Here is a 12,133-nt window from a genome sequence, read left to right as displayed (position 1 = left end):
ACGGCGGCGCTTTTCCGGCCTGCTATTCGGCGACCTGCAGGCGAGACCGGAAATCGCTCGGGCCGCCCTTCGATCCAAGAGCGCTGATTGCCGCGTCGATCTCCTCGATGCTGTAAGCCATCGAGGGAGCTAGGTTCGTGATGTGATGGTCCCATTGCATTCGGCAGGAGATATAAGCCTCGGCACCGGCCTGCCCGTCGGCCGCGACCTGGATCCCCGCCTGCCGAAGCCGCTGCAGGGCAGCGTCGTAGCGTGCTCGCCAGAGGTCCCGGGTCTGCTGGTCCGGTTGCGCCTCCCGGTCCGGTGCCCCCTGGGGAAGGAAGGTGTTCTCCAGGGAGGTGACGAGCATCATCGATGCTTCCCGCAGCTGCGCGACGGCTCCCGCCTGCTTCAGCCAGCGGTATTTCTGATCATCCAGGGCGCTCTCGATCAGGCTCACCGTGTCCAGAACGACCAGCGTGGAACGCGACACCGAGTGGTACGGATCGCTGAAGCGGAAATAGAACAGCACCGGGTAGAAGTGATGGGCCTCCTTGGCCTGGGTCAACTCGACGCCGAGTTCCGACAGGTTCGTGTAGCCGCCACTGAACTGCCCCTCGGGTCCGAGGCGTGCCAGCAATTCGGCGGCATCCCCTGTGCACCCCGAGAGGAAGTGGATGTTCATGGCCAGCACGTTGCGCCGCTGGAGCGCCGTATAGACCTGCATCAGATAGGTCAGCGTCAGCGACATCACCGACATGCCGATCAGCGAATTGAACAGGAAAAGCAGCCGCATGATGCTGCTGTGCGGGGTGAAGTCGCTTGCACCGACGATGGCCATGCTGGTCCCCCCGGCATACATCGCGGTGACGAAGTCGGTGGGGGTATCGCCGTTGGTGGCGCGGATGGAGGTGCCGAGTTCCGGGTGCATGATCAACGCCGCCCCGAGCGTCAGCCCGAGAGCCCAGACCCCGACCAGCAGCACGAGGATGACCGGACCGCAGAAGGACAGAACGGTTCCTTGTCTGGAGCCGGGCCTGGAGCCAGCCAGCTTCGAGGCTTTGACGAAGGAGGCCCAGACCAACCGCCCGACCCCGGCTGCGATGAGGCTGGTGCCGAGCCGGGCGTAGAGCACGGTCAGGAAGATATCGAGCAGGATGATCAGGATCAGCAGTATCCCAAGGCCCTGTTCCAGTCGCCCCATCATGGCAGCCTCCCGTCATCCCGGCCGGTCCGTCGGAGTCATTGGGGCTGCCCGGCCGGGCCGCCCGCCGTCCCGTTCGATCCCTTCCCATCCTGTCCGGGCTCGATGCGCCACAGCTGCGTCTCGAGGCGCGGGCCGGTTTCGGGTTTGAACCAGCTCATGTCCTGTATGCGGGAACTGGTGACGTAGATGGTCCCGTCGGGTCCCTCCGCGAAGGTATCGGGCCAGCGCAGCCGTTTGTCCTGTACGAGAGTGGCGATGCGATCCCCGTCACGGACCTTCACCGCATCCTGCTCGATCGCGCTCAGATAAAGCCGCCCCTGCCCGTCGATCCAAAGACCGTCCGTCGGCTCGGTTTCGGCGGCACGCTCCACGCGGGCTTTGAGGTCCTTCTCCGACAGGCGCGGATTTTCCAAGGCATCCGTCCTGATGCGATAGAGGGTCCGGCCGGTCAGCGCCTTCCAATAGAGCGTGCGCCCATCGGGAGAGAGCGCGATGCTGTCGGCGGCAAATTCGACCCCGCGCCCGTCGGGCCGGCGCAACTCACGCCCATCGGTCTTCACCACCACATCCTTTTCCGGCTGGGTGCTCGGGTGGCTGTTAAGGACGCGTCGAGCCTTGCCGCTCTGCAGGTCCACGACGACGAGAGCCCCCTTGGCCCCGGCATCGGTCAGGTAGGCGTGCCGCCCATCCGGCGAAAACCGCACATCGTTCAGGTAGCTACCCTGAGGGGCGACCGTCTCGTCGAAGCGGATCACCTGTGCAACCTTGTTCGTCTTCAGGTCGATCCTGACGAGCTCGGGTCCGCCCTGCACGACGGCTGCGGTGGCCGGCGCGGCCGGATCGACGACCCAGAGATTGCCATGCGCATCGGCCACGACGCTCTGGACGCAGACGAAGTGATCCCCTGCCGACATCTGGTTCTTCCTGGCATTGCGCCAGGAGTTCCAGGCGTCATCCGGGTAGGGCTTGATATGGCCGTCGCGCGTCACCTCGGCGACCGAGACCGGTGCATCCTCCGTCCAGCGCGGGAAGTTGACGAAGATGCGGCCATCCTTCGAAACGGTCACTCCGGTCACTTGGTGTTCAAAGCTGGCGACCTGCTGCAGATGCGCCGTCCCCTGAGAGGGTGCGGCACTCTGCTGCGCCGTGGATGTGCAGGCGGATGTGCAGGCCAGGAGCGTTCCGAAAAGCAGGGTCACCGTTGCGAGCCGTTGCATATTCATTTCCATCGCGTGGCCATGATCCTGTGGGATTCGGCGGCCGTCTCACGGCATGAACGCTGCTCGGAGGCCGCCGCATCGTCGATTGCTCAGTGCGGCCGTGCCTTCTCCTGTGCCTTCTCCTGAGGGGCACGATCGGACACCGCTGCGAGGGCTGGTGCGGCCCGCATGTCCGGAGGCACCTTGAAATCCCTGGCTGCGCCACGCGCCGCCTGGACACCCTGCGGGAAGCCCGTCCGGTCCCGGTAGGAGCGTGGCCGACCACGGGGGCGGCTGTGGCGGGCCGTGACTCCCTGCGCGCCGATGATGTCGAGCAGCGTCACCCCCAGCACCGCCGCAAGAGCGATCCCGACATTGTCGCGCTTGGGATTGTCATGCCGCATGGCCGTCATCAGGGTGGCGATGTCGAGCCCGTCCCCGGCCACCCGGCTCCACAATCCGAGATGTTTGTCGGGCGAGAGCGAGACGATGCCGTGCCCGAGTTCGCGGACGCCATAGGCCCGCACGAGGGCTTCCTTGCCCTCCATGCCGAGCGCCCGGGTGATGCGCTTCGCCGCGAACAGCTCCGCCAGGCCGAGCCCGATGCTGTACCAGCCAAGTGCCCTGGCCAAGCGGTCGGCGGCTCCCAGCGAGCTGGGGCCGGAATGCAGGACCTTCGGGTCGCCCTTGGACCGGGCGATGTTCGAGATGCTGTAAGTCACGTCTTCTCTCCCCGGTCTTTAGGGTTTCAGGACGACCTTGATGCATCTGTCCTGCTTGTCGCGGAACACCTTGTACATCTCGGGTCCCTCCTCGAGACTCACGCTGTGGGTGATGACGAACGATGGATCGATCTGCCCCTCCTCGATGCGGCGCAGCAGGTCATCGGTCCAACGGTTGACGTGCGTCTGGCCCGTCCGGATGGTCAGCCCTTTGTTCATCAGCTGGCCCATCGGGATCTTGTCGACCAACCCGCCATAGACGCCCGGGATCGAAATCACCCCGGCAGGGCGGCAGACGTGATCATCTCGCAAAGGACGTGCGGCCGGTCGCTTTCGGCTCCCAGCATCTGCTTGGCGCGGTCGTAGACCGTATCCGGCATGGAAGGCGAGACATGCGCTTCCATCCCGATGGCGTCGATGCACTTCTCCGGGCCCAAGCCGCCGGTGAGTTCGTTCAGACTTTCGACCACGCTCTCTTCGTCGAAGTTGATGGTGATGGCACCGCCGGCTTCCGCCATTTCCAAGCGCTCCGGCAGATGATCGATGGCGACCACCTGCTTGGCACCGAGGAGGACGGCGCTGCGGATCGCCATCTGACCGACGGGACCGCAGCCCCAGATCGCAACGGTGTCGGTCGGTTGGATGTCGCACTGCACGGCGGCCTGCCAGCCGGTCGGGAAGATGTCGCCGAGGAAGAGAACCTTCTCGTCCGGGATTCCATCCGGCACCTTGATGTGCGTCGCGTCGGCGAACGGAACGCGGAGATATTCCGCCTGCCGGTTACGCCGCTTACCTCGCCAGTCCTCATTGGCGCGCTCTGCGGCGTGATGCGTTTGTCCGCGATGGCGGGCGGTGCGTCCTGTGCAACGCGACAGACCAGTTGGAAGGGCACCACCGCGTTTACCCGCCCCGCGGCGACTGGACCCAGGACCGCCTGGAGGCCGTGACAACGCTGTGCGCGCCTTGCCACTCGACCGTGACCAGCATGCTGCGCGGTCGCCGCTACGCCACGGATACGGTCAACCTCCCCGACACCCAGCCAAGCCGCCCCAGTCCGCGGCTGGAGGCCCCCAATGTATCAGCCCCTGAGCTTCCAGATCACCGGCGTCTCACCCCTTCTCATGCACAATGGCCGGCTGGCCGATCCGCTCGACCCGCTGGTCAAGGACATCAAGAAGCTGAGCAGCAAGCGACCGAAGACGGAGGCCGACCTGGAACGGATGGCCAAGCTTGAGTTCCTCGGCTCGCTTTACCTGCACGGCGGTGAACCTTGCCTCCCCGGCGAGTTGATCGAGGCGGCGCTGATCGATGGCGCCAAACGCAAACGCCGCGGGCCACTGGCCAAAGCGGGCATCCTGTGTGACGGCAACATCCCGCTTCAGTATGAGGGCCCCCGTGAGCCGGAGGCGTTGTGGGATGATGGCCGCTTCCGCTTTCGCACCGGCGTCCGGGTGGAACGCCTGCGGGTAATGCGGGTCCGGCCGCGCTTCAACGACTGGAGAGCTGCGGTCACCATCCAGTTCATGCCGTCGCTGCTGAGCGAGGATGACGTTCGGGACATCATCAGGACCACCGGCGAGGTGGTCGGCCTTGGAGATTGGCGCCCCAAATTTGGGCGCTTCACGGTGCATTGAGGGGCCGACCGGCGCCTCGATGCAACCTTGGCGTGGCACGGATCGGCGTGGCATGGCAAGGCTGGGCATGGCAGGGGAAGGGCGGCGTCAGCCGCCCTTCATGCTATTCATATCTTCTAACGCCCCGCGTTAACACACTACTGTCCATGCAATTTTAGGTCACCGTACTTACCGCTTATGACGCTGTATACGCTGACCGGGCCAACAACTGCCTCCAGAACACTGCATGGGTCAGCAAGATCAGCCTGGATCAGAGCCCGAAACGGTTTACCCCGGCATCGCTCGCCAATACGATAAGCCACCTGAATAAAGCCCCTTTTCCCAAATAGAATATTAAATAGGGGTTCGGGGCTTCTTTCTCGATCACGCTTGGCAGCCTTCTCCGTCGGCCACAGATCATTGAACAAGCGGGATTGCTCGGAGGCAGACAAAAGTAGCACTGCACCTCCGGTTCTCGCGAAAGCTTGATGAAGCCGGTTTCCTCCTGCTACCAGTTCCTTGTGAGAAACAATTTGGTCGTAGGTAAAGTCACAAGCCAGCTCATTGAGGAGCAGGATTCGGCGCTCGTTAAAAATTGGACGCACGCGGTCTGCCGCCTGCGCGATTTCAGCTTCGCGAATTTGCTCCAATACACGCTGGCATCGTGGGTCCGGATGCGTCTGCACTTCCACCACCTCTATGGTGCCGTCTCGCATCCGCCGGCCGCGACTCTGAAGAACGTACCCCCCCAACCATCCCCGCCGTTCTTTTACATTTTCTTCTTGGATAATCTCGCCTAGGGCGATCAACGGCTCTGGGTCAGTGAGGAGAAAAGCGCGTGTCAGCGCCTCCAGGTCTTCTGTGGACGGTTGCTCGCGGCCAATGATGATGGCCGTCCGGCAGTCCTCCCAATCATTAATACCACGCACTGCATTGTAATGACCTGTCCGGGTGTCGGTCGGAAGATCTGGCTGCAACCCTGTCAACACCTTCTTTGAGGCGCTAACGAATACGGGGCCGCTTTGCTGTGACACGATCGTCGCAATGGCCTGGCGCAGCACTGCAGCTGGTTCATGTGGAAGCGGATCGGATTGACAGTCTTCCTGCTTCCTGATGGTGAAAGATCGGCGTGAATATAGCTTTCTCCGTGTGCCTGTGACTGTCGCACACCTTTCAACTGGAACATGGATGTGCTCCATGGCTTTGCCGAACAGCGCTCGATTCAGCCAATCATCGGCAGTTCCGTCCAGCAGCAGCATCGGGATGTCCGCAGAGATTTGTGGCGTTTTAAGCCAGTGAATGAAAACTCGTGGTTGACGCTCACGCTTGCCGTTTATCAACACTTCGGCGTTGTTCTTAAACACCACGGTGTTTGCACGGCTGCGCGCAATGCTCATCTCCTTTTGGAGACGCCGTAGGAGAAAGACAACACTCTTGGTTTCGGTCTTTTCGAAGCTGTCGAGTACAGCGGTAATAGCCGAGTCCGTCATGCTGCCGTTAACTGAGGGCTTTCGCCTCTGATCGGCATCCTCTAGGTAAGCGATTGCTTTCGCCAATTGCTGATCATCAAAGCCGATTTCTCGCAATCCAGCCAATATGTCTCGCCGACTTTCCAACACTTCGCGCACCCTGTGCAGAGTGCTGCGCACGCCAAGCGCCTCATCAAGGTTGCCACCGGCAAACCCAGCAACCTCCGTAATACGATCGGGTGTGAAGCTAATTGGTTCCTGAACAGCGGTGATGGTGATCGCCTCGTCCGCCACCACGAGTCCAGGATCGGGTGCAGGGGAGCGCGAGAACAGATATTCATGTGCCATCAGGAACAAGCCACGCTTATCGATGCTCTTGACCAGTTCCTCCTGGCGGAGATAGCCGCATTCATCTCTCAGCGGGCACTTGGGACAGATGTCTACCCTGGCATTGATCCCGTGCTGACCGGCCCGCTCCACAATCATGTGCCGCGGGCACATCGCCTTGCCGACATGCTCTGGATTACGAGACGAACGACCGCGGATGACCATCACCGGCATGCTTCCGGCTTCAGCCCGTCTATGGTAGTCCGCAGCTTGCTCTTCGGCCTTGGCGAGAGTTGGAACAACCCACCATACGATCAGGGCCTGCGTGATGCCTGCAATCTCAGCAGCCGCGGCGGAACTTTTGCCGCTGCCCTGACTGCCGGTCAACAACAAGCGGCGCCCGCTACGCCGGGGGCGCAACCCCATCTCTGAAATCAGGTTACGGCGAAGATGACGACGTGCAGCGGCGAGTTCACGTGAGGACAGATCATTGAAATCCGTCCATCCACGTTTTGCTCGATCAGCCTCGCGGAACGCTTCGAACCTTCGCTGCAGTTCCTGGCGGAATGCAGATTGGGGGGCCTCGCTCTCAAAAAAGGTCCGAATTGTAGCTCGCTGCCGGTCCAGTGCGGCATCGCGCGGTTCGGTCGGAGCTGGGTAGTAGGGCAATGCGCAGCACACGTCACGCCACGGAACCGCACCCGCAAACGCATGATCGATAGCTTCCAACCCATGACGTACCAGTACGTCGTTCCAATCCGTCTTTTTTAGATCAGCGTGCCGCGATGGTGAGACAACGGTGACCTTACGGCCTCTGTGGTGAAGCACTCTCACGGCCTCGACAAGCTTGATGTCTGCCGCGGACCCCTCAGCGTCGGCATCTCGGGCAACGGTCACTGGTCCGGTCGGTACCATGTCGACGAGTTTGGCGATGCTGCCCAAAGCGATCCAGATCGGCCGCTGGGTCGCTGCCCACACTGACAACCCGGTCTCCGGCCCTTCCGCCAGGATAAGCTCACCTACGCCCGACAGACGCACCGCGGCGCCGACCAAAGGACCCACGGTGCGTTTTGCATCCTTTGGCAGCTTTTCCGCCGTGTTCGTCAGCCGCACCCCCTGAACGGCGTGAACCACACCACAACGATCACTTGCAGCGAACAATAGAGCTGGAAAAGGGCGATCCTTGCTATGCGATCGAAATGTCGGATGAAAACGGACCGGACAGTCACCAGAGGTCACTAGCGCGTTGATTGCCTCTGCCGGAATCATTCGGTGTTGGGTCAGGTAGCACTCGGCCGGGGTTCCAACAATCGACGTGGCCTCGCCCCAAAGCTGGCGTGCAAACACTTTGCGTTTTGCAGCATCAGAGCTCTCCTCCAACGCTGGCATGCTGACCGGTGGGCTGGCCGGAACCGTGCCTTCCCCTAGCCACTCACGCGCCCATTCGAGCGCGTCGTCGCGGTTAAGGCCCCGGACAAATTCAATCAATTGAAGGGGTCCGCCACCACACCCTGCTTCGTGGCTGAACCAGGTCCCACGCTTGGAGCCAGCGATCTCCACAGAAAGGCTATGTTTGCGGTGAAACCGAAGATTTTGGGATGTTTGACTCCTTGGCATTCCTAGCAACCCCACCGCCAGTCGTTCGATCTGGTTGGCCAGGACGCTATGGAGGTCGTTAGCAAAAGTCATATTAGCCACTGATTATGAGCGGTGGAGAGCCTCACCTCAACCGCGGGCGCGCCCGAACAGCCTGTGGTTAGGCAAAGTTGCGCCCCATTTTTGCGCAAAGTTTTCCAGATTCATCAAGACATTTTTTCGTATTGACTCCCGTTCGTGCAGTCGTATAGCGTTTTTTACCGAGGTTGGTGTTGTCATTTTCTGGCAACACCTCTTCTTTTTGAGGAAATTCCAGATGTTGAGTATTTCCTCAACATCAAAAGCACAGGAAAGGCAGATGGATTTTTTGCAACTTTATTTGCTTAGGCGATATTCTTGGATTTATTCGAGATGCATTTCGCTGCCACCACGTATCTCTCATCCCGCTGAAAGGAAACTGACATGCTTGACAAGAACATGAGATATCTACCTGATGGGACTGCCTTTCCATCGACTACATTCCCGGCCAAGCGAGCTCACATTTACTGGAATCAGAAGCCTGAAATTTGTGATGTGGTAGTCAATGATGGACCGCTTCCAGCAGAAGTCGCTCCAAGTCATTCGGCCGGAGCTGTCAATCCGGGCTGGTGTGAGCCCGAGAGCATGGACCTGAAAGCTACTCTATTGCAGCCCTACGAACGCACTCCTGAGGGTGTGTTCGGAATGCTCTTGGCGCGTGACTTCACCAATGAGTATGACGATGTTATCGGCGCCACGTTGTTTGGCTTTTCCCAGATTGATGAGTGTGATTGGGCCCGACGAATGCTGTACGCTTACAACGCGATGGCTCTTGGCTACATTCATCAGCCGAGCGATGGCCCACTGACGACCTGACGAAGACAGATCAAGCACTCTTCCTGCGATCAATGAAGAGGTGACATCAAGCAAGTGGATCGGCAGACACCATCACATTGCTCGAATTCGCCTCTTCACTGATCCAGGATCGAGCAGAACTTCAACTTATATTAGCAAATTGTAGGTTTGCACGTAACATGAGCAAAACCTCTGACCCCCCTGAAGCAGAGGAGGCCATCTTTAATATTGTCGTCGAACGATTGGGGCTTTTGGACCCGTCTAAGATCAAAGCATGGAGGTGTTACGCTCAGCAACTTCCGGCCTTGGCGGCGTCCCAGTCGGCCATCGACCAGACGCCCGCCCCCAGCGCCACCCGCGACCGGATGAAGCGCATCATGGCGGCCTGCAACGCCCTGTTGGATGCCATCCAGGACAGCGCACCGCAGGATGGGCGCCTCCGTCCTGTCCCGCAGCTTCTGTGGGGCTTGGCCGCGCAGTTGGCGCCGGACGATCCCAACGTCGCCATCATCGATGGACAGGCAGACAACGCGCTTGAGGACGCCGTCAGTGGCGTGCTGATGCTGCGCTCTGCGGCTGAACTGGTGCGGGATGCCGAAGCGGATCGCGTCGCCTCCGGCGTCGGTGGAAGGCGCCACAAGGCCGCGGCGGGCTACCACATGACCTTCAACTTCCTGCTGGACGTCTACGAGGCCATCAGCGACCGACCACTCGGCACCTCCTGGGACGACATGAGCGGGGCCGCCGGCGGGCCGCTGGTCGACTTCCTCCAGCTCTGCCTGGAGGCGCTGGGCTACACGCCGACCAAGAACGCCCTGCGCACAGCCGTGAAGCGCGCCATTAAATCGCGGCGAACCGACCCGAACAAATCAGCTGCGCCGCAAAGCTGATCTGGCCCTTTCGGCACAAGAGTCCAGCTTTGGCACGAAGAGGGCATGACCCACCATGTCCTCTCCTCCGACACCGCCCCCTGCACCCCTCCTGAGTCCGAGGCCGCGGTCGAGCGCCTGCGTGCGCTGGCGCGCCTGCTGGGTCGCATGGCGGCGCGGGAGTACCTAGCGGCTTCGGGCGAGGCGACGCAGCCCCAGAAGCCGGAATGAGCAAGCCCCCCTCCCGTCCCCCCCTCCTGCTGACCATCCCTGACGTCGCTGACCGCCTGCAGGTCAGCATCAAGACCGTCCGCCGCTGGATCGTGTCGGGCGAACTGCCCACCGTCCGGCTCGGCCGTCAGATCCGCATCCAGCCGAAGGACCTCGACATCTTCCTGCGGCAGCGCTGGACCAGCTGACCACCACTGTCCACCCTTGTCCAGTAATGGCAAGGCTTTAGACGATCATCGGGAAGAGGTAGCTCTCGTATTTTCGAACCAAAAACGTGCTACGTCTTCCCGATCCGGACTTCCTGTCCACTCCTGTCTTCCCGAGGCCACGGATGACCACTGCCACCACTTCCCAGTCTCAGCCCAGCCTGCCTGCGGTGCTTGATATGCGCTCTCTGGCCGACCTGCTGACCCACGTCCTGGCCGACCCCGCCCTGCCGCCGCAGCGCGCCCGGGACCATGCCTCCTCCCTGCGCCGCTTCGGCCGCATCGTCGGACGCGACCTCGCCGCCATCCCCGCCAGCTTCGATGCCCTGCGCCCGCTGATCGCCTCCGTCCATCCGGCGGCCCACGACCTGTCGCTCAAGCGCTGGCAGAATATCCGCTCCAACGTCAGCACCCTGCTGCGCCACTACGGCGCCACCGCGATCCATCGGCGCCTCGCCTGCCACTTGCCGGAGCCCTGGTGCAGCCTCCGCGCGGCGGTCACCGACCCGGCAATGCAGCGCGGCCTCGCCCGCTTCCTGCGGTACTGCGCCGACCACAACATCGCGCCGGACGCCGTATCGGACGCCACCTTCACCGCCTTTGCCACATCGCTGACGACCGGCACGCTGGTCGCCAAGCCGCAGCGGGTCGAGCGGATGGCCCGCCAGCAGTGGAACCGCGCCGTCGCCCTGCCCGGCTGGCCGATCACGCCGGTGCTGGTCACCAGCAACCGGGATGACTACCAGCTGCCGTTGGAGCGCCTCCCGGCGTCCTTTGCCGCCGACCTGGAGGCATGGATGCGGCGGCTGTCCGGCGCCGACCCTCTGGACGAATTCGGCCCTGCCCGCCCGTTGCGCCCCAGCTCGCTGAAGACCGCCCGCGGCCATGTGCTGCGTTTCGCCGCTGCCCTCGTCCATGCCGGCGAGGCCCCTCAGGCGTTGTCCACGCTGGCGGCGCTGGTGGTGCCGGAGCGCTTCAAGGCCGCCCTGCTGTGGCTGATGACCCGCCGGGGCGGTGCCAGCCCCGGCCTGATCGAACAGGCGAAGTGCCTGCTCGCCGTCGCCCGCCACTGGGTTCAGGTATCCAAGACCGACCTGGAGCGGCTGAACAAGCTGGTCGCCAAGCTCGGCAGCCGGCACAAGGGCATGACCGACAAGAACCGCACCCGCCTGCGCGCCTTCGACGATCCCAAGCACCTGCTGGCTCTGCTCACCTTGCCGGAGCGGTTGATGGACAAGGCCGACCGCGTGGCGGCACCCAGCCGTCGGGAAGCCCTGATGGCGCAGACCGCGGTGGCGGTGCAGATCCTGTTGCTGGTGCCGCTGCGCCGCCTCAACCTGCTGCGCTTGGACGTTCATCGCCATCTCTGCCGCAGCCGCTCCGGCCGCCACGCCGTCGTCCATCTCGTCATCCCGCCGGAGGAGACCAAGACGAGCCAGCCGATCGAGGCGATGCTGCCGGAGCCGCTGGTGCGGATGATCGACCACTTCATGACGCGCTACCGTCCGCTGCTGACGTTGGACACCGGCGGCCTGCTGTTCCCCGGACGCGATGGTGGCTGCAAGCACATCACCGCTTTGACGGCGCAAATCGAGCGGACGGTGCGCAACCATACCGGCCTCGTGGTCAATCCCCACCTGTTCCGCCACCTCGCCGGCAAGCTCAGTCAGCAGTTCGATCCCGGCAATTACGAGCTGTCGCGCCAGCTCCTCGGCCATCGCTCCACCGATACGACGGTGACCTACTACACCGGCCAGGACACCGCCGCCGCGGTCGCCCGCTATGACGCCAACATCCTGGAGCGCGCCCGCTCGCTTCGTGGCCAAGTCGTGGGGCGCTGAG

General features: G+C 62.4%; 10 protein-coding genes and 1 pseudogene. 6 read left to right on the top strand and 5 right to left on the bottom strand.

All coding sequences use genetic code 11. The features are described 5' to 3' along the window. Positions 1-22: 22 nt before the first annotated feature. The 4 genes and pseudogenes from ABNQ38_RS04505 to ABNQ38_RS04490 all read right to left on the bottom strand — a co-directional run. Positions 23-1,186 carry a two pore domain potassium channel family protein gene (locus ABNQ38_RS04505; protein ID WP_377805904.1) on the bottom strand — a complete coding sequence of 388 codons (1,164 nt, stop codon included), beginning with the start codon at positions 1,184-1,186 and terminating at the stop codon, positions 23-25. Between the two features lie 35 nt (positions 1,187-1,221). Beyond that, positions 1,222-2,403 (bottom strand): SMP-30/gluconolactonase/LRE family protein, encoded by a 1,182-nt coding sequence (locus ABNQ38_RS04500; RefSeq protein WP_377805903.1) that lies wholly within the window; start codon positions 2,401-2,403, stop codon positions 1,222-1,224. 92 nt (positions 2,404-2,495) lie between these two features. After that, entirely contained in the window at positions 2,496-3,107 is a 612-nt protein-coding gene (locus tag ABNQ38_RS04495) for a hypothetical protein (protein ID WP_377805901.1), read from the bottom strand. A gap of 18 nt (positions 3,108-3,125) precedes the next feature. Further along, positions 3,126-3,883, bottom strand: a pseudogene (locus ABNQ38_RS04490) (zinc-binding dehydrogenase); the annotation flags it as partial. Between the two features lie 297 nt (positions 3,884-4,180). Between ABNQ38_RS04490 and ABNQ38_RS04485 the strand changes: the two are divergent. Further along, a complete protein-coding gene (locus ABNQ38_RS04485; RefSeq protein WP_377805900.1) occupies positions 4,181-4,741 on the top strand; it encodes a hypothetical protein in 561 nt (186 codons plus the stop codon). A gap of 137 nt (positions 4,742-4,878) precedes the next feature. Here ABNQ38_RS04485 and ABNQ38_RS04480 read toward each other — a convergent pair whose 3' ends face one another. Next, a complete protein-coding gene (locus ABNQ38_RS04480; RefSeq protein WP_377805899.1) occupies positions 4,879-8,004 on the bottom strand; it encodes a toprim domain-containing protein in 3,126 nt (1,041 codons plus the stop codon). Positions 8,005-8,574: 570 nt separating this feature from the next. On the opposite strand from ABNQ38_RS04480, the gene ABNQ38_RS04475 reads away from it, so the two are divergent. The 5 genes from ABNQ38_RS04475 (at position 8,575) to ABNQ38_RS04455 (ending at position 12,132) form a co-directional block, all read left to right on the top strand. Beyond that, complete coding sequence (locus tag ABNQ38_RS04475) at positions 8,575-9,006, top strand: hypothetical protein (protein ID WP_377805898.1); 432 nt, start codon at positions 8,575-8,577, stop codon at positions 9,004-9,006. Positions 9,007-9,290: 284 nt separating this feature from the next. After that, entirely contained in the window at positions 9,291-9,875 is a 585-nt protein-coding gene (locus ABNQ38_RS04470; RefSeq protein ID WP_377805897.1) for a hypothetical protein, read from the top strand. 45 nt (positions 9,876-9,920) lie between these two features. Beyond that, positions 9,921-10,085: a hypothetical protein gene (locus tag ABNQ38_RS04465; RefSeq protein ID WP_377805896.1), complete on the top strand. Its 165-nt coding sequence runs from the start codon at positions 9,921-9,923 to the stop codon at positions 10,083-10,085. Next, positions 10,082-10,273, top strand: a complete 192-nt coding sequence (locus ABNQ38_RS04460; protein ID WP_377805895.1) for a helix-turn-helix domain-containing protein — start codon at positions 10,082-10,084, stop codon at positions 10,271-10,273. The genes ABNQ38_RS04465 and ABNQ38_RS04460 overlap by 4 nt, the downstream gene beginning before the upstream one ends. Positions 10,274-10,416: 143 nt before the next feature. Continuing rightward, the gene (locus ABNQ38_RS04455; RefSeq protein ID WP_377805894.1) at positions 10,417-12,132 is read left to right on the top strand and encodes a hypothetical protein; all 1,716 of its coding nucleotides are present in this window, start codon (positions 10,417-10,419) and stop codon (positions 12,130-12,132) included. Position 12,133 lies beyond the last annotated feature (1 nt).

The sequence above is a fragment of the Azospirillum sp. A29 genome (genome assembly GCF_042604625.1).
GTDB lineage: Bacteria > Pseudomonadota > Alphaproteobacteria > Azospirillales > Azospirillaceae > Azospirillum > Azospirillum palustre.
This window is presented reverse-complemented; position numbering and strand designations above follow the sequence as displayed.

Bases quoted from the DNA above. Each gene is read 5' to 3' on its own strand.
- ABNQ38_RS04505 (WP_377805904.1), bottom strand. From the start codon at position 1,186: ATGATGGGGCGACTGGAACAGGGCCTTGGGATACTGCTGATCCTGATC.
- ABNQ38_RS04500 (WP_377805903.1), bottom strand. From the start codon at position 2,403: ATGCAACGGCTCGCAACGGTGACCCTGCTTTTCGGAACGCTCCTGGCC.
- ABNQ38_RS04485 (WP_377805900.1), top strand. From the start codon at position 4,181: ATGTATCAGCCCCTGAGCTTCCAGATCACCGGCGTCTCACCCCTTCTC.
- ABNQ38_RS04475 (WP_377805898.1), top strand. From the start codon at position 8,575: ATGCTTGACAAGAACATGAGATATCTACCTGATGGGACTGCCTTTCCA.
- ABNQ38_RS04465 (WP_377805896.1), top strand. From the start codon at position 9,921: ATGACCCACCATGTCCTCTCCTCCGACACCGCCCCCTGCACCCCTCCT.
- ABNQ38_RS04460 (WP_377805895.1), top strand. From the start codon at position 10,082: ATGAGCAAGCCCCCCTCCCGTCCCCCCCTCCTGCTGACCATCCCTGAC.
- ABNQ38_RS04455 (WP_377805894.1), top strand. From the start codon at position 10,417: ATGACCACTGCCACCACTTCCCAGTCTCAGCCCAGCCTGCCTGCGGTG.